Below are 17,691 nucleotides of genomic sequence, written 5' to 3'. Positions count from 1 at the left end.
GCAAAGTTAGAATAATTAATTATATATCAAGCTAAAGAGGCGATTTTCATCGAATATTTCGTTCGCAACTTCTTGTAGCTGAGAAGATGTTATAGCTTCTATCCTGGAAAAAGTTTCCTCTAGTGTATTAATATGATTATAGTACAAAAAACTTTTACCCAAAGTTAATGCTAAATTTTCATGATTATCGCTTGACACTCCTATCTGTCCGATTAATTGCTTTTTAGCTATTGCTAATTGCGATGTCGTCAGTTTGGTATCCCTCAGTTTTTTCAGTTCACGATGTATAAGATCGATACATTTGTTTGCATTTTTCTTATCGCAGCCAAAATAAATAGAAAGTATACCTGTATCAGAATAGGCCGTAGCAGATGAATCAACATTATAAACATAACCTCTCTTTTCGCGAAGGCTTATGTTTAATCGGCTATTCATACCGGGTCCACCCAAAATATTATTCAACAGATGCAAAGTTCTGCGCTTAGGATCAAGAATAGGGTAAGAACGTCCTCCGATAAGAGCATGTACTTGCGATGTATCCTTATTATCAGCTTTATTTATGGGTGAGATTATTTTCGGAGTCAAACGATGACCACCATACTCACTAGGGGTAAGATCTGACAAGTATTTTTCTGCCCAATAAATAATCTTTTTAAAGTCTGTTTTTCCCATAGAGAAGAAAACAACATTCGACGGAATATAGTGTTTATTTACAAACGATTTGGCTTTTGTTGTATCAAAACCGATCAATTGGTCTGGATCTCCGAGTATGTTATGACCTATATCTGAATCTTTGAACACAAGGTCTTCAAACTCATCGAAGATCAGTTCCGAAGGACTGTCTTCGTAAGAGTGAATCTCATCTATAATCACCTCAACTTCTTTTTCTATCTCACTTTGAGGAAATTCAGAATGGAAAACCAAGTCAGACAGCAATTCAGATGCACGTCCGAAATGTTCTTCTAAAAAGATAGAATAGATTACCGTTTCTTCTTTGTTGGTATATGCGTTTAGTTCACCACCCACATGCTCCATGCGATTGATAATGTGATGCGAACGCCTTTTCTTTGTCCCTTTAAACAGCATGTGCTCAACAAAGTGAGCCATGCCGTATTCGTCGCTTTCTTCATCACGTGTTCCGGCATTTACAATAAAACCGCAATAGGAAACATTTCCTTCCATTGGTTTATGTACAATCCGCAATCCATTAGATAATATATGTGAATGGTAATTTATCATTTTTTCATGTAGTGTGCCCTTTCTTCGGGCGTAAGTTTCTCTATCGAGTAACGCAACATTGTGCGTGGCATTACTTTATGATGCTTATCTAAAAAAGAGCAAAGTACTTGCTTATCTCTCTTTCCTGCTTCACGAAGCAACCATCCTGTTGCCTTATGCATAAGGTCGTGCGGATGTTGTAAAAGTTTTTCGGACAAAGCCAAAATATCTTCAAAATCGTTTTGCCCGATAAAAGCAAATGTAGACAGTACGGCAATTCGCTGATCCCAAAGCAAATCACTATCTGCCAGTTTATATAAAACCGAGTGATCTTTACCCACTAAATATTCGCCTACAATATATTGAGCACTAAGATCAACCAAATCCCAATTATTAATACGGTGCGTATGAGAAAGGTAAAAATCAAAAATCACCTTACGCTCTTCTTCTTTAGCTTTCTTAAATCGTTCGACAAGAATCAATAATGCGCAAAGACGACATTCGTGATATTCATTATTCAAAAGCTTTGTCAGCTCATCAAAAGAAATGTCTCTATTTACTTTAGCCACTTTTCGTGAATCGGGCACTACAACACCAATAAATTTATCCCCCTCGCCATACTGCCCTTTTCCTGTTTTGAAAAAGTAAGGAAGGAAATCTCTCTTTTCGGGTGTGGAATAAGATTCGAGTTGCTTTTGTATTTCTTTCGCTGTCATAGATCGTAAAATAAGATGGGGATAAATAATATCTCTTTAGCTATATCATTATTTTAGCTTCCACTCCGCTCCATCTTTACCATCCTTAATCTCAAAACCGATCTTAGCCAATTCGTCTCTGATCTGATCTGAGGTAGCCCAGTCTTTATTCGCCTTAGCTTTAGCACGAATATCAAGCAATAGATCGATAGCTTTAGAGAAAGATTCATAATTATCACCCACTCCCGATTTTGCTTCATCTATGATACCCAGAATATCAAATAGGAACAAATCGAAAATAGATTTCAATTCATTTAGATCGTCTTGCGTCAAAGAAACTTTACTATCAAAGGCTGAATTTATTATTGTGGCTGCTTCGAACAAGTGTGAAATTACAACTGCCGAATTTAAATCGTCATTCATTGCCTGATAACATTTATCACGCAATCCATTCACCTCTGCTGTTGAAGTAGCAGATGCTTCTATTTTATCTATCTTAGAATAAGCATCCAACAATCTGCTTAATGCTTTTTCGGAAGCTTGCAATGCTTCATTACTGAAATCGACAGTACTGCGGTAATGTGCTTGCAATATAAAGAAACGAACCGCCATCGGCGAATAAGCCTTTTCCAGCAATTCATGGTCACCCGCAAAAAGCTGTTCCAAGGTTATAAAATTCCCTAACGAACGAGCCATTTTCTGACCTTTTATCGTAATCATATTGTTATGCATCCAGTACTTCACTACCTGATGCTTTTCTGATGCCGTATTTTGAGCAATCTCACATTCATGATGCGGAAACATAAGGTCTAAACCACCACCATGTATATCGAACTCTTTACCCAGATATTTTATACTCATAGTAGAGCATTCGAGATGCCAGCCCGGAAATCCTTCGCTCCACGGTGATGGCCAACGCATGATATGTTCGGGTGCAGCTTTTTTCCAAAGTGCAAAATCTACTTTGCTGCGCTTCTCATCCTGTCCGTCCAATTCGCGCGTGGTATTCAGCATCTCCTCTATATTGCGATGCGACAAAATACCATAATTATAATCTTTATTATATTTTTCTACATCAAAATAAACAGAACCATTGCTTTCATAAGCATAACCATTTTCCAATATTCGGTTAATAGTTGCTATCTGTTCTATTATATGTCCCGAAGCATGAGGTTCGATAGAAGGAGACAATGTATTCAATGCAGCCATCACTTTGTGATACCTGTTACTATAATATTGTACGACTTCCATTGGCTCTAACTGCTCCAAACGGGCTTTCTTGGCTATCTTATCTTCTCCGCTACCAGCTTCATTTTCCAAATGACCAACATCTGTTATATTTCTTACATATCTCACTTTATAGCCGATATGCTTCAAATATCTGAATAACAAATCGAAAGTCACCCCATGACGAGCGTGCCCAAGATGTGAATCACTATATACAGTAGGCCCACAAACATACATCCCCACGTGAGGAGCATGAAGTGGTTCGAAAACTTCTTTTTGACGAGTTAATGTGTTGTAGATAGCTAGCTTCTGATCCATGTTTTAAAAGTCGTTATTATAAGAATACAAAAATAAGAAAATTATACGTCGAACTGGTTAGGAATATCATCCATTATCGAAAATATTTCTTCTACACTATCTGCTCTGAGCATAGCAACACGTATTTTTTTGAAATCGGGTATTCCTCTGAATATAGAACTGATGGCTAAATGACGACGACTATGCAATATACCACCTCGCTCGCCCGAATGAGCTACGTTTTCACGAATAAGTTGTTTCAAAACTTCTACATAGGCTGTAAAAGTTTTTTTAGGCAGATGTTCACCGGTCTTTAGAAAGTGCTTTACTTCTTCAAAAATCCATGGACTACCAATACTCCCACGCCCTATCATTACTGCATCAACTCCTGTTTCATCGAAACGCTGCTTACAGATTTCGGGTGTGGTTACATCACCATTACCTATTATAGGAATATGCATACGTGGATTATTCTTTACTGCCCCTATAAGCGTCCAGTCAGCCTGACCTGTATACATCTGTGCACGTGTACGACCGTGAATAGTCAACGCTTGAATACCTACATCTTGCAGTTCTTCTGCCAGATCAACAATTATTCTGGAATCGTTATCCCAACCCAAGCGGGTTTTTACAGTAACAGGCAAGTTTACAGCCTTAACTACTTCCCGAACTATATCGACCATCAAATCAGGAGTTTTCATCATTCCCGAACCTGCGCCTTTACCTGCCACCTTCTTCACAGGGCAGCCAAAGTTTATATCTAGTATATTGGGGTTATATTCTTCGCAAATCTTTGCTGCTTCGACCATAGCATCTACTTCCCGACCATATATCTGAATAGCCACAGGTCGTTCTTTGTCGCTGATAGCAAGCTTTGCTTCTGTTTTGTTTACACGACGTATAAGAGCATCGCTCGATACAAATTCAGTATAGACCATGTCTACCCCAAATTGTTTACACATAAGTCGAAATCCCAAATCGGTGACATCTTCCATCGGTGCCAGAAATACGGGATTATCGCAAAATTCTATATTACCTATTTTCATTGAGAGTTTGTTTCTAAAAAAGAGATACAAAGATAGACAATCTTCGTCAATTTACAGATGTTTGGTAGCACGCAACATCTCTCTCTTTCCGGGTGGTCCGGGTAAGCGCTCGGTCGTAAATCCGGCTTGTTGCATCATCCGTCTGACAATTCCTTTAGCACAGTAAGTCACTAAAATACCGTCATTGTTCAAGATTCCATAAAGTTTATCGAATAAATGCTGCGTCCACATATCGGCTTGCTTGTCGGGTGCAAATGCATCGAAATATATCAGATCAATTTTATTTATCTGGGTGAAATCAAATTGAGTGAAATCAGCCTCTATCTTCTTCAGATAATAATTTGGTACTATTTGTGCTTCTAGCCCCCAATCGATGGAATGCATCTTTTCATAACTCATCCGATCGGATAAAGAATGAGATTGTGCATAATTTAATTGATTGATGATAGAAAGAGATAATGGATAAGCTTCTATCGCAGTATAATGAATTGTCTTCCCAGACTTCTGACTATCTAACAGTGTAAGAAATGCATTCAGCCCTGTGCCAAATCCTACTTCGAAAACATGAACATCATTCTTTTGACAATGATGTAAACCTGTATCTATAAAGACATGCTTAGACTCTTGTATCGCACCATTTACAGAATGATAGTGTTCGTCGAGTTCTGGTACAAAAAGAGTGTGAGAACCATCGGCTGTAAGCTCTATCTGGCGTTTCACACTCATTTTATTTATATTTGTTATATTATTTCGACTCAATTAAAGCCACGGCATAAGCCGAAAATCCTTCTTCACGCCCAACAAATCCCATTTTTTCGGATGTGGTTGCTTTTATTGAAAGATCGTCGACCGATATTTGGAGTATATCAGCCATTACTTTTTGCATATCGGGAATATGAGGATTAATCTTAGGTCTTTCGGCACAAATTGTAGCATCAATATTACCTATTTTGTATCCTTTCTCGGTGATAACCTCTAATGTTCTTTTCAGTAATATCTTGCTATCGATATCTTTGTACTCCCCTGCATTATCAGGAAAGTGAAAGCCTATATCTCTCAAGTTGGCTGCACCTAACAATGCATCGCATATTGCATGAATAAGCACATCGGCATCAGAATGCCCTATCAGACCTTGTGGGTGATCAATCTTAATACCACCTAACCATAAATCACGATTATCTGCAAGGCGATGTACATCATAGCCAAACCCAACACGTATTTTCATTATTCAGATTAATTATTTAAATAAGCCTTGCATTGCATCGATATCAAATGCAAGAGAGAAACGAAGTGTTTGATCCAATGGACTTGCTTTTGCTGTTGATGCAAGATAAGCAGCATCTAGTTGGAAGGCACTCATTTTGAATCCCACCCCAAAAGTCATATATCTACGATTACCTTTCATTTCGTTTTCGTGGAAGTACCCTGTACGTACTCTAAACTTACTATCATAGTCATATTCAGCACCTATCGACCACATTATTTCTTTAAGTTCTTCGGAAAATCCACCGGGAGCGTCTCCAAACGATCTGAAAATACCGGAAATAGGACTTCTATCAAAGTATTCCCGACGTGCCGCTTCAAATTCTTCCGTAGTCATATCTCCTTTAACCGGAGGTGTAGGCACCAGTAGTTTATTCAAATCAAGACTTAGAGACAAGGTACTAACCTCATTCATAGGATACATCAACGATGTACCTATTCGCAGATTGGTAGGAATAAAATTGTTTGTTATTCCTTCATTACTCGAAATTTTACCTCCGATATTAGAAATATTAAAACCGAAACTAAGTAAGCTTTCCGATTGCCCTATATTTATATAAGACTCGTTGTATCCGGCTATATCCGCAGCAAATGTACTACCGGGAGCTCCTTCTTCATCAGCACCCGAATAGTCGGCACGTATATAACGTACAGTCACCGATCCTGAGAATGTTTCTGATAATTTACGGGAGTAACCTAAATCGAAAGCCATTTCGTATGGAGCTATAGTATTACCTAAAATACCATGTGCATCTGTAATATTTACATCGCCAATAGTAAAATAGCGAACCGAAGCACTCAATGCCTGATTATCTTCATTTCCTAATTTGTAATAACCGACTGCATACAGCAAGGCAATATCGTTTACTATTTTTCTCAACCATGGAGTATATGATAATCCGAAACCTGCTTTACTCTGAGCGAACGCATACTTTGCAGGATTCCAATGTTGCGAATAAACATCAGGAGCCGTTGCAACCCCTGCGTCCCCCATACCACCGGCTCTAGCATCGGGAGCAATTGACAGTGAAGGTACTGCCGTAATGATAGGGTTTATATCTTGTGCATATACGCTGAATGAAGCCAATGCAAACATATTTGCAAATAAGACTTTCTTGAAAATACTTTTCATCTATGTTATTTTTTTAAATCAATTGAGTTTTGTAAATATAATATCTTAAATCTTCGAACAATAAACACATTATATCAATAACTCATTTTTAGAGTATTTATTATTTCCTAACAAATATTTAACATTAGTATAATATACTAACAAATTTGCAAGTCAAATAGTTCGCAATCTTCCAAACAACCTTGCAATCGATCTCCTATATTAACTTTCCCTACACCGGCAGGGGTACCTGTGAATATAAGATCTCCTGTCTTTAGTGTAAAAAAACGGCTGGCATAAGCGATTATTTTGTCTACAGAATGGATCATTTCCGATGTATTAGCCGACTGTACAACCAGATCATTTTTTATAAGCTGAAAATTGAGATTGTCTATTTCTTTTTCAAATTTATCTTTAGCAACAAATACTCCTACCACAGCAGAGTTATCAAATCCTTTCGATATCTCCCATGGCAAGCTTCTCTTCTTCAACTCAGCCTGTATATCACGTGCCGTGAAATCAATACCAAGTGTAATTTCATTGTAATATCGATGAGCAAAACGTTCAGAAATATTCTTCCCCAATTTATTTATTTTCACTACTAATTCGGTTTCGTAATGAACATCGGAAGAGAAATCCGGAATGAAAAATTGATTCTTATCGTTTGATAATAAAGCTGTATCGGGTTTCATGAAAAGTACGGGATCATCGTCTTTGCTCGATAATGCCCTATTCATTTCTTTATTATGTGATTGATAGTTTAATCCGACACAGATAATCTTCATGCTTAACTTCTATTTATAGTAGTCTATTAACAAAAATAATCACAAAGATACAAATTTTATTTCTTTTTCTTTATACCACCGAACAATTGTCTAAACCTCATACCTATTACACCAAAAACACCCTCTCTGAATATTCCTGAATTCATTTTCGAAACACCGAAAACCCTGTTAACAAATACGATAGAAACTTCTTTCACATTGAAGTCTAAGCAATAAGCCGTATATTTCATTTCGACCTGAAAGGCATAACCTTTAAAGCGAATATTATCTAAATCAATTGTTTCGAGTACATTCCTCTTGTAGCATACAAATCCGGCTGTAGCATCACAAATTTTCATTCCTGTAATGACCCAAACATACTTTGAAGCAAAATATGACATCAAAACACGTCCCATAGGCCAGTTTACAACATTAACGCCTGTACTATATCTCGAACCGATTGCCATATCAGCTCCATCTATTGCACATGTATCATAAAGCCGGGGTAAATCATCAGGGTTATGCGAAAAATCGGCATCCATTTCGAATACATAATCATAATTATGATCTAATGCCCATTTGAATCCGGTAATATAGGCTGTACCCAAGCCCAATTTTCCGGAACGTTCTATAAGAAAGAGTTTATCAGAATAATCAGACTGAAGTTGTTTTACTATTGCAGCCGTACCATCGGGTGAGCCATCATCGATAATTAAGATATCAAACACACGGGGCAACTTAAAAACTGCATTAATAATAGCTTCTATATTTTCCTTCTCGTTGTATGTAGGTATAATAACTAGCGAATCTGACATCTTTATATTTTTGCTCAAATGTAGCATATTATACGCTGAAAAATAAAAAATAATGCCTAAAAAATGAAAAGTAAAAGAGGAACTGACTTATTTTCGCATTTAATAACGATCAAACTTCACAAATTTCATAGAATCCTATTATCAGACACTTTAGAATATCTTTCATTGCAAAATACAGTTCAAATTTCTTCTTAAAATGAAGACAATTATGGCCTAATATATAGCTTCTCCAATTATTACTAAAAAAAACGTAGCTCGATTTATGGAATTAAACATCCAGATGTATCTAGTAAGTAAAAGATACAAATTGTTTAACAAATAAAACTTACAGTCATGAAAAATTCTATCAATCTTAACTCATCTGAATGGTGTGATATCGTTTTCGAAGGAAAGAATAAATCATATGGAGCCTACGCAATGCGTCAAACCTCAACTAAAAGACATATAATAGCATTTGGTATCACCTTACTTATTGTGGCTTTTGTGGCATTTTTACCGTCACTGATAAGCAGTGTTAAGGCTGCAACAGCTACTCCCGGCGAAGGAGTAAAAGACACATATACATTAATAGAAGTTGATACAAAAGCGCCTGTCGACCCGGTTATTCCGGATATGGCAATACCGGAACCTCCTAAAGAATTAGCGACAATGAAAGTAACTCCTCCTGTTATTGTAGAAGATAACTTGGTAACTGATGAAAATTCATTGAAGTCTATGGAAGAAATCACTAAATCAAAAGGGGTTATCGCTGCATTTGATAACGAAGGCGATCTTGTAGATAGAAATGCTGTTGCCAAACTGGAAGAAGCTTCGCGCAGAGCTATTACGGAAAAGCCGGAGGTTAATACCGGTGGGCCTATTGATTTCGCTGAGATTATGCCACAATTTCCCGGAGGAGCAAACGAGATGTACAAATATATTAATCAAACGCTTAAATATCCGGTTATAGCACAAGAAACCAACACCCAAGGGAAAGTTATCATTCGCTTTGTAGTTGGCAAGAATGGCGAAATCAGCGATGTTACAGTATTGAGAGGATTTGACCCTTCGTGCGATAAAGAAGCTGTTCGTGTAGTGAAGAGTATGCCTCGATGGATCGCCGGCAAACAAAACGGGAACCCGGTACAAGTTTATTTCACTTTACCTATTACCTTCCAATTGAGAAACTGACCTGAACTACTCTAATAGCGTGAGAGCCAAATTCATTTTTGAATTTGGCTCTCTTTATTATTTCTTCATTGTCAACTGTACTCTTTTCCGTTCCAGATCTACAGATAAGACACGTACTTCGACATGCTGATGCAATGATACTATTTCTGCCGGATCGGATACAAACTTATCTGCCAATTCTGATATATGAACTAATCCATTTTCTTTTATACCAACATCTACGAAACATCCGAAATTAGTGACATTGGTAACTATTCCCGGAAGCGTCATGCCTTCTCTTAGATCAGCAATAGTTCTTATATTAGGGTCGAACTCGAAAACCTTTATTGCCTGACGTGGATCTCTACCCGGTTTATCAAGTTCCTCAATTATATCATTGAGAGTAGGTAAGCCAATTATATCAGATATATATTTTTCTAATTGCAGTGACTTCTTTAATTCCTTTTTATCAATTAATTCTTTCACACTACATTTCAAATCTTTTGCCATTGTTTCCACCACATGATAACTTTCGGGATGCACAGCCGAATTATCTAATGGATTTACACTATCGGAGATACGCAAAAAACCGGCACATTGCTCGAATGCTTTCTCTCCCATGCGAGGAACTTTCAATAGTTCTTTACGGGAAGCGAAGGCTCCGTTTTCAGCTCGGTAATCAACAATATTCTGAGCCAAAGTTGGTCCTAATCCCGAAACATAAGTAAGCAAATGTTTACTTGCAGTATTAACATTCACACCAACAAGATTTACACAACTCTCAACTGTCAAATCTAACGATTTCTTCAATTTTGTTTGATCCACATCATGCTGATATTGGCCTACCCCTATCGATTTGGGATCAATCTTCACCAGTTCCGCCAAAGGATCCATCAAACGACGACCGATAGAAACAGCACCTCTGACAGTAACATCATAATTAGGAAATTCATCCCGTGCTATTTTCGAAGCTGAATATATCGATGCCCCATTTTCGCTCACAACAAATACCTGCACTGCTTTCTCATAACGTAGATTCGTAATAAATCGTTCTGTTTCGCGGCTAGCTGTCCCATTACCAATGGCTATTGCATCAATATTGTATGTCGTCACCATCTTGACAATTTTATTTCCTGCTTTGAAAGATTCGTTTTGAGGTGGATGCGGATAAATAGTTTCGTTATGCAATAAATTGCCCTCTGCATCGAGACATACCAGTTTACAACCTGTACGATAACCGGGATCTATACCCAATACCCGCTTCTGCCCTAATGGTGCTGCAAGTAATAATTGACGCAGATTTTCTATAAAAACACGGATAGCTTCTTCATCAGCCTTGTCTTTAGACAGAGCGCCAAATTCTGTCTCAATAGATGGTTTCAGCAAACGTTTATAAGCATCTTTCACTGCTACTGCGACATAATCGGCTGCTTCATTATCTCCCTTTATAAAACGTTTTTCCAAACGCTCGACAGCAACATCTTCTTCAGGACCTATATTTACACGTAAGAAACCTTCCGACTCACCTCTACGTATAGCCAAAAGCCTATGAGAAGAGCATTTGCTCAAACGTTCTGAAAAATCGAAATAATCGCGGTATTTATCACCTTCGTTCTCTTTCCCTTTTACGAGTTTAGCGGTAATTACCGCTTCTCGCTGAAATAGATTACGAATTGCATTACGCGCATATTCATCTTCATTTATCCACTCGGCTATAATATCACAACCTCCGGTAATAGCTTCTTCAGGGTTTTGCACATCCCCTTTCACATAGCTTAATGCTTTAGACTCAACATCTATATTTTGCTGTGCCATTATTTGCTTCGCTAATCCTTCAAGTCCTTTTTTACGTGCAATTTCCGCCCGAGTTTGACGTTTCGGCTTATATGGTAAATATATATCCTCCAATTCGGAAGTATTCCAGCAATCCTGTATCCGAGATTGTAATTCGGGAGTTAGCTTTTCTTGTTCCTCAATTGTCTTTAAAATTGTTTCCTTACGCTTCTGTAATTCATTCAATTTATCGTACTGCTCTTTGATTGCTCCAATCTGAACCTCGTCTAATCCTCCGGTTACTTCTTTTCTGTAACGGCTGATAAAAGGAATCGTAGCACCAGATACTAACAACTCTATTGTTTTATTAATCTGAGTTTCTTTTATATCCAGAGCTGATGCTATTAATTTGGTAATGATCATAGGTATGAAATTCTATTTTGATACAAAGATACATTAAAATAGAAAACAAAAATGGCTGAATTAGTCATTCAGCCACTCTATTTATATTATTATGCGTATACATTAGAAAACTCTATAAGTTAATTGAAAGTTTATCATAGGCCACACCTTTACTTTACTTGTGTACTTATCTATATTAATAGCCGAACTTTCGTAGTCTTTATATGAGACTGCTGCTTTTCCATCTTGCTTAATTTTATAACTACCTTGATATAAAACTCCAAGATCAAAATTAAATCCAAGTTTGTTTTTTGCTATAACATGACCATAACCTATACCTAAATAAGGTTTAACAAGTCCTCCCATTTGAATAGTGGCATCCAGATTACCATTTTCGATATTTAAAGCATATCCTTCAACATTCAGTGTAGGCCATTCTTGCCCCGGTCTCAACACCGATTTTTCCCCTGTTTCAGGATTAATTAATTCTCCTGACGCCTTTATATTATTTGTTCCGAAATACAAACCTCCTGTTACATGAAAAGGAACTGTTTCGTGGGGATAATAATCGACCAACATATGAAAATTAAAAAAACTAGGTTTGAATCCCACTTTGTAATCAGGATAATAACCACCTACTATACGATTAGCTAAAACCTGATCTTTCACCTCTATTTGTTTATTCACCTGCACGATCGGAGGCATAAAGCTAAAACCTGCACGTGCCTTAAATTTTTCATTAATAGGAGTTGCTGCTTCTATATTAAAACCAAGAGATGATATACCAAAAGACATTCCAAGTTTATGAAATGGTTCGTCAAGAACACTTCTTCTTATACTTTTCTTAGAGGATAGAGATACTTTTCCCGACCTAACATACTCTTTAACAATCTGTTGAGAGTTATTGTCTTGTGCCGAAAGAGATAAAGAGAATATGAGAGCAATAATGAACGTAATATAAAGTTTCATGCTGTTATTTTTTGTTACAAAGAACATTAAATCAAAATACGGGTGCAAGTTACTAAAGATTATTCTAAAAATAAAGTAAGAAACTTTTTTTAATATTTCTGACCTCAAGATAAACCCTAGTAAATTAACCGTTTTAATATTATTTCAAAAGTTTTTCTATTACTGATATATATAAATAATAGTGTACTTTTGTTGCAAATAAAAATTTAATCCGATGAACTATATTGAAGTAAAGTTTAAATGTACACCCAATGACGAAATAGTAAACAGCGTTTTATCTGTTTATCTGGCTGAAATAGGATTTGAAAGTTTCGTTGAAAGTGAAGAAGGCACAATCGCTTATATACAAGAAAGCTTATTCGATGCTGATCAAATACAAGCTATTTTAAACGATCTGCCTATTGATGCTGAAATAATCTATTCATATAAAAGTATCGAAGGTCAAGACTGGAATGAAGAATGGGAGAAAAACTATTTCAAACCGCTTATTATTGACAATAAGTGTATTATACAAAGCACATTTCATAATGTAGCAGAAACGTATGAATACAATATATTAATAGATCCCAAAATGGCATTTGGAACTGGGCACCATCAAACTACAGAATTGATGATCAGGGAAATATTAAAAAATGATTTTACAGGAAAATCGATTCTTGACATGGGATGCGGAACAGCGATACTTGCGATACTTGCCTCGATGCGAGGTGCAAATACAATTACAGCTATCGATATCGATAAATGGGCATATGACAATGCTATGGAAAATCTCAAACTGAACAATATCGAAAATGTAAAAGTAGAAATCGGTGGTGCTGAACTGTTAGGAAAAGACACTTATGATATTATTTTAGCAAATATCAATCGTAATATATTACTTAATGACATAAACACATATGCTTCGGTACTAAATGAAGGAGGTTGTCTGTATATGAGCGGATTTTACACTGAAGATATTCCGGCTATAAAAGCCGAATGCGAAAAACATGGACTATCGTTCAATTACAATGTAGAAAAAGAAAATTGGACAGCCGTTAAATTCACAAAGTAATATCTATAAATGCATAAAGGGAAACTTTCTTTAAAAAGCTTCCCTTTATGTGTAAGTAAAGTGGTTAATTTAGGTATTAGGTCTAAGGTAAAATAAAGATTGTTTAGTTATTCGACACAAAGATCAGCCATTTAGCTACATATACCAAATATAATAACATATTATAAAACATATTTTTAGAAATATTTCATCATTTAAAGAAATATGCTTCTAAAATGATAGTATGATAAAATGGAGTATTTTTCAATTTTATTTTTCAATATAAAAAAACACAAACGACTAACTGATAAGACTTTCACTTTATATATTAAATTATTTTCATATCCAAACATCCACAAACAGGCTTCCATAGCCACTAAATTAGACATTGTCAATAGTTAAATAAAATTTAAAATGAAGAAATAGTTAACGGTTAATTTAATCTTAAATTATAAAAAACGATCATCCTCACACAAAAATTACACAATAAAGAAGGACGAACAAATTGATCATTTTGTCACTATTCACTTATTCAGATAATTCGGCCATTTTTTTTCGTAACTTTTACAGAAATACGAAATTATCAAATAAAGTCTTTTTATCTTTGCGCAGTTTTAATTTATAATTTTTACATATCCAATAATGGCTTTAGATTCACAATTGACTCATAGCAAAATGCGCATTCGCATCGCCGTCCTGTCTTTTTTCCTTGCTCAAGGACTATGTTTTGCCAGCTGGGCAAGTCGGCTACCCGACATTAAAAATCACTTTAGTGCTGATAATTTCATCTACTTCGGACTACTAATGTTTCTCATTCCTGTTGGTAAGTTTATAGCAATACCGCTTGTCGGATTTCTATTGCCACGTATAGGCAGTAAAAGAACAGTTCTGATAAGTATTTTAGGATTCACACTATCCCTATTTATAGTAGGCGTTATAACCAACATATATATATTAGGAGTGGTACTGCTACTTTTTGGTACATTTTGGAATATGACCGATATATCTCTCAACACCCAAGCAATTGAGGTAGAGCGAATTTATGGGAAAAATATTATAGCCACCTTTCATGCGGGATGGAGTTTAGCAGCTTGCGTTGGCGCAGTTATCGGATATGCAATGATCAATCTCAAAATAGATACCTTAGCTCACTTCTCGGCCATTGCAGTTATTGCGAGTGTTATGATATTGATAAATTACAAGTGTTTGCAAGAACATAAAGGAGAAAATAAGGCGAAAGAAGTCGAACCGCAAGGACTTAAAACACTGAAAAGAGCGAAACTGCCCGAAGCTATACTTATATCGCTGGGGTTCGTTTGGCTTCTGGCTTTGATTGTAGAGAACACAATGTTCGAATGGAGTGATGTATATTTCCAATCAGTTATAAAAGCTCCTGAGTCACTACAAATAGGTTTCCTTGTATTTATGATCATGATGTTCTCGGGACGATTGCTAACCAATGCTGCGTATCGTATCTGGAAAAAGAAAACTGTTTTGCAGATAGCAGGAGGTTTAATTTTTGTTGGGTTCGTAATATCATCTCTTTTCATCAATCTATCCGATACAGTACTAATAAAAGTGATCATCAATTCGTTCGGATTTATGCTTATTGGTCTGGGAATTTCGTGTATTGTTCCGACTATCTACAGTATTGTAGGTGAAAAAGCAAAGACTCCTGTAGGCCTGGCTTTAACTATTATGTCCAGTATCAGCTTTGTAGGACCGCTAGTCGCACCACTTTTAGTCGGCTATATATCGCAACATATAGGAATGGAAGTTGCCTACCTTGTGATTGGTCTCTTTGGGGCTTGCATCGTTGGTATAGCAACATTCAATAAGGCTTTGAAATAATAAATCATAAAGAAAACATATAATATGGCTCGGTAGATTAATCTACCGAGCCATATTATTTATATAAAATCCATTCAACCCATTCATCGCCCTTTTGATAGCTAGCATGAGTTAGATATAAGGAAAGAAGCAATAATTGGTAGAATTGTCAGAAACGCCATCCCGATACAAAGTGAGGGATCTTTGCTTTAAAACGAGGGAATATTTATATATCTCACTTTGTATCGGGATGACAGCGACAGAAAATGAATACCAGATACGAGTATTACAGTTCTCTTTGGGTACTACTGTACTGCACTTTCGTGCCTCGAAAAATAGTTTTCATGTCTAGTTCTTATGCCGAACCCATATTAACCAATATAGGTTCCTTGATTTACTAAAATGGCTAAGAGTTTTCTTTTTACAAGACTTATCTCATAAAAAAACAAAAGCCTGCAAGTTTTCACTAGCAGGCTTTCTATTTTAATTATAGTATTCTCAGATTATACCGGAATATCTTTGTTTACATTTTTACATCCGATCAATGCATAATATACCATATATGCAAGACCTGCAAACACTACCCAATAACTAGTCATATAAGTAGTTGAATCGGCAACAGCTCCTTGAACAAGAGGAAGTATACCTCCACCGCAAACCATTACCATAAAGAATCCCGAAGCAGCAGCCGTATATTTACCTAAACCTTCTACAGCCAGATTAAAGATACCACCCCACATTACAGACGTACATAGTCCACACAAAACAAGGAACATAATACCAATAGGCACTTCAGCCAATCCAAAAGAAATATCAGACTGGAATACTGGCATACTTACTTTAGTTTCTACCGGCATAAACATTGCTAAGGTAACAAATATCAAACCTAGCACTGCAGCACAGATAAGCATCGCTTTACTTGATATCTTCGCACCAACAGACGCTCCAACCAAACGACCGATAAGCATTAAGAACCAATATGTACCTACCACAGTTCCTGCGATAGTAGTATCGATACCTAAACCTCCCGACTCAGGAGTAGAAGTCATAAACAGATTAGCGATATTAGGAATACCAACCTCAACACCTACATATACAAATATAGCAACAGCGCCTAAGATAAAATGACGAAACGAAAGAGCACTATGATTGTCTTTTACTGCAGCTTTCTCTTTTATCATATGAGGTTCTGGAATCTCCATAAAGAACAGAACTATAAATGCCAATGCAAATATACCCATAGCTATAAATAATGCAGGATTAGCATCTTTTATCGATGCTTGTGCAGCATTACCAATTAAGTAACCAACTAGTACCGGAACGATTGTTGCACTTAATGAATTAAGTGAACCTCCAACTTGTATTAATTGATTTCCTTTGTTTCCACCACCACCAAGTGTATTCAACATCGGATTCACTACTGCATTAAGCATACACATAGAAAATCCACAAACAAATGCACCTGTAAGGTAAACTACAAAACTTTCTGCCTGGCCTGAGATATATTGAATACCAACACCGGCAAAACCTACTGCAACAGCTAATAAAGCTGTTTTCTTATAACCAATTCGTTGCAGCAACAAACCAGCGGGAATTCCCATAAAGGCATAAGCAATAAAATTCGCAAAGTTTCCTAGTTGCGACATAAAGTTTGATGCGCCAAACTGATTTTTCACGATTATCCCCATCGGGTTTTGCAATCCCGTTACAAAGGAGATCATAGCGAAAAGAGCTATCATCATTGCGATAGGCAATAAATAATTCTTTTTCTGTTCTTGAGTCGAAGTCATAATATTTTAATATTAGTTAATTAGTTTAGTTCAACAATATTTTATAATTTACACATTTTAAATTCACTAGTTCAGCACAAAACCAAGAAGTAATTGAATTATAAGAAAATCCAATTACCCCTTGATTTCCTGCCGGATACTAAAACTAAGGTATCCTTTGATTCATGGTCGTAATGGTTAAGCGAAGATTGTTCTTCTAAAAACAATGTAAAATTAAAAATCTCTTTCGACCTCCGACTAATAAAAAACGTGTTCTATAACATATAAAATAATACGTATTGCTTATTTCTTTTTATATGCATAATTTCTATC

General features: G+C 36.3%; 15 protein-coding genes. 3 read left to right on the top strand and 12 right to left on the bottom strand.

What is annotated here, in order from left to right:
* Window positions 1–15: 15 nt before the first annotated feature.
* From G7Y57_RS06595 to G7Y57_RS06555, 9 genes are all read right to left on the bottom strand, one after another.
* Window positions 16–1,239 carry a M16 family metallopeptidase gene (locus tag G7Y57_RS06595; RefSeq protein ID WP_165021413.1) on the bottom strand — a complete coding sequence of 408 codons (1,224 nt, stop codon included), beginning with the start codon at window positions 1,237–1,239 and terminating at the stop codon, window positions 16–18.
* Window positions 1,236–1,934, bottom strand: a complete 699-nt coding sequence (locus G7Y57_RS06590; RefSeq protein ID WP_165021412.1) for a DNA alkylation repair protein — start codon at window positions 1,932–1,934, stop codon at window positions 1,236–1,238. Before G7Y57_RS06590 ends, G7Y57_RS06595 begins: the two co-directional genes overlap by 4 nt.
* Before the next feature lie 48 nt (window positions 1,935–1,982).
* Window positions 1,983–3,458 (bottom strand): cysteine--tRNA ligase, encoded by a 1,476-nt coding sequence (gene cysS, locus G7Y57_RS06585; protein WP_165021411.1) that lies wholly within the window; start codon window positions 3,456–3,458, stop codon window positions 1,983–1,985.
* Window positions 3,459–3,499: 41 nt separating this feature from the next.
* Window positions 3,500–4,483 (bottom strand): tRNA dihydrouridine synthase DusB, encoded by a 984-nt coding sequence (gene dusB / locus G7Y57_RS06580; protein WP_165021410.1) that lies wholly within the window; start codon window positions 4,481–4,483, stop codon window positions 3,500–3,502.
* Window positions 4,484–4,534: 51 nt separating this feature from the next.
* Window positions 4,535–5,209, bottom strand: a complete 675-nt coding sequence (gene mnmD, locus G7Y57_RS06575) for a tRNA (5-methylaminomethyl-2-thiouridine)(34)-methyltransferase MnmD (protein ID WP_165021409.1) — start codon at window positions 5,207–5,209, stop codon at window positions 4,535–4,537.
* Window positions 5,210–5,228: 19 nt separating this feature from the next.
* Window positions 5,229–5,708: a 2-C-methyl-D-erythritol 2,4-cyclodiphosphate synthase gene (ispF, locus tag G7Y57_RS06570; RefSeq protein ID WP_165021408.1), complete on the bottom strand. Its 480-nt coding sequence runs from the start codon at window positions 5,706–5,708 to the stop codon at window positions 5,229–5,231.
* Window positions 5,709–5,720: 12 nt separating this feature from the next.
* A complete protein-coding gene (gene porV, locus G7Y57_RS06565; protein WP_165021407.1) occupies window positions 5,721–6,878 on the bottom strand; it encodes a type IX secretion system outer membrane channel protein PorV in 1,158 nt (385 codons plus the stop codon).
* A gap of 137 nt (window positions 6,879–7,015) precedes the next feature.
* The gene (locus tag G7Y57_RS06560; protein ID WP_165021406.1) at window positions 7,016–7,642 is read right to left on the bottom strand and encodes a fumarylacetoacetate hydrolase family protein; all 627 of its coding nucleotides are present in this window, start codon (window positions 7,640–7,642) and stop codon (window positions 7,016–7,018) included.
* Between the two features lie 56 nt (window positions 7,643–7,698).
* Window positions 7,699–8,442 (bottom strand): polyprenol monophosphomannose synthase, encoded by a 744-nt coding sequence (locus G7Y57_RS06555; protein WP_185153926.1) that lies wholly within the window; start codon window positions 8,440–8,442, stop codon window positions 7,699–7,701.
* 327 nt (window positions 8,443–8,769) lie between these two features.
* Here G7Y57_RS06555 and G7Y57_RS06550 point away from each other — a divergent pair, with 327 nt between their 5' ends.
* The gene (locus tag G7Y57_RS06550) at window positions 8,770–9,606 is read left to right on the top strand and encodes an energy transducer TonB (RefSeq protein ID WP_165021404.1); all 837 of its coding nucleotides are present in this window, start codon (window positions 8,770–8,772) and stop codon (window positions 9,604–9,606) included.
* A 57-nt stretch (window positions 9,607–9,663) separates the two neighbouring features.
* Here G7Y57_RS06550 and G7Y57_RS06545 read toward each other — a convergent pair whose 3' ends face one another.
* Window positions 9,664–11,781 carry a Tex family protein gene (locus tag G7Y57_RS06545; RefSeq protein ID WP_165021403.1) on the bottom strand — a complete coding sequence of 706 codons (2,118 nt, stop codon included), beginning with the start codon at window positions 11,779–11,781 and terminating at the stop codon, window positions 9,664–9,666.
* 102 nt (window positions 11,782–11,883) lie between these two features.
* Window positions 11,884–12,729, bottom strand: a complete 846-nt coding sequence (locus tag G7Y57_RS06540) for a hypothetical protein (protein ID WP_165021402.1) — start codon at window positions 12,727–12,729, stop codon at window positions 11,884–11,886.
* Window positions 12,730–12,943: 214 nt separating this feature from the next.
* Between G7Y57_RS06540 and prmA the strand changes: the two genes are divergently transcribed.
* Both prmA and G7Y57_RS06530 read left to right on the top strand, forming a co-directional pair.
* Window positions 12,944–13,780 (top strand): 50S ribosomal protein L11 methyltransferase, encoded by an 837-nt coding sequence (gene prmA / locus G7Y57_RS06535; RefSeq protein WP_165021401.1) that lies wholly within the window; start codon window positions 12,944–12,946, stop codon window positions 13,778–13,780.
* Between the two features lie 621 nt (window positions 13,781–14,401).
* Entirely contained in the window at window positions 14,402–15,610 is a 1,209-nt protein-coding gene (locus G7Y57_RS06530; protein WP_165021400.1) for an MFS transporter, read from the top strand.
* Between the two features lie 482 nt (window positions 15,611–16,092).
* On the opposite strand, the gene G7Y57_RS06525 is transcribed toward G7Y57_RS06530, so the two are convergent.
* Entirely contained in the window at window positions 16,093–17,379 is a 1,287-nt protein-coding gene (locus G7Y57_RS06525) for an MFS transporter (RefSeq protein WP_165021399.1), read from the bottom strand.
* Window positions 17,380–17,691 lie beyond the last annotated feature (312 nt).

Origin of the sequence: Dysgonomonas sp. ZJ279 (assembly GCF_011039205.1) — a bacterium.
Lineage (GTDB): Bacteria > Bacteroidota > Bacteroidia > Bacteroidales > Dysgonomonadaceae > Dysgonomonas.
Note: the sequence above shows the minus strand (reverse complement) of the source record. Positions and strands in the feature narration are given on the sequence as shown.

Bases quoted from the DNA above. Each gene is read 5' to 3' on its own strand.
- G7Y57_RS06595 (WP_165021413.1), bottom strand. From the start codon at position 1,239: ATGATAAATTACCATTCACATATATTATCTAATGGATTGCGGATTGTA.
- mnmD (WP_165021409.1), bottom strand. From the start codon at position 5,209: ATGAGTGTGAAACGCCAGATAGAGCTTACAGCCGATGGTTCTCACACT.
- prmA (WP_165021401.1), top strand. From the start codon at position 12,944: ATGAACTATATTGAAGTAAAGTTTAAATGTACACCCAATGACGAAATA.
- ispF (WP_165021408.1), bottom strand. From the start codon at position 5,708: ATGAAAATACGTGTTGGGTTTGGCTATGATGTACATCGCCTTGCAGAT.
- G7Y57_RS06590 (WP_165021412.1), bottom strand. From the start codon at position 1,934: ATGACAGCGAAAGAAATACAAAAGCAACTCGAATCTTATTCCACACCC.
- dusB (WP_165021410.1), bottom strand. From the start codon at position 4,483: ATGAAAATAGGTAATATAGAATTTTGCGATAATCCCGTATTTCTGGCA.
- G7Y57_RS06550 (WP_165021404.1), top strand. From the start codon at position 8,770: ATGAAAAATTCTATCAATCTTAACTCATCTGAATGGTGTGATATCGTT.
- G7Y57_RS06530 (WP_165021400.1), top strand. From the start codon at position 14,402: ATGGCTTTAGATTCACAATTGACTCATAGCAAAATGCGCATTCGCATC.
- porV (WP_165021407.1), bottom strand. From the start codon at position 6,878: ATGAAAAGTATTTTCAAGAAAGTCTTATTTGCAAATATGTTTGCATTG.
- G7Y57_RS06540 (WP_165021402.1), bottom strand. From the start codon at position 12,729: ATGAAACTTTATATTACGTTCATTATTGCTCTCATATTCTCTTTATCT.
- G7Y57_RS06545 (WP_165021403.1), bottom strand. From the start codon at position 11,781: ATGATCATTACCAAATTAATAGCATCAGCTCTGGATATAAAAGAAACT.
- cysS (WP_165021411.1), bottom strand. From the start codon at position 3,458: ATGGATCAGAAGCTAGCTATCTACAACACATTAACTCGTCAAAAAGAA.
- G7Y57_RS06525 (WP_165021399.1), bottom strand. From the start codon at position 17,379: ATGACTTCGACTCAAGAACAGAAAAAGAATTATTTATTGCCTATCGCA.
- G7Y57_RS06560 (WP_165021406.1), bottom strand. From the start codon at position 7,642: ATGAAGATTATCTGTGTCGGATTAAACTATCAATCACATAATAAAGAA.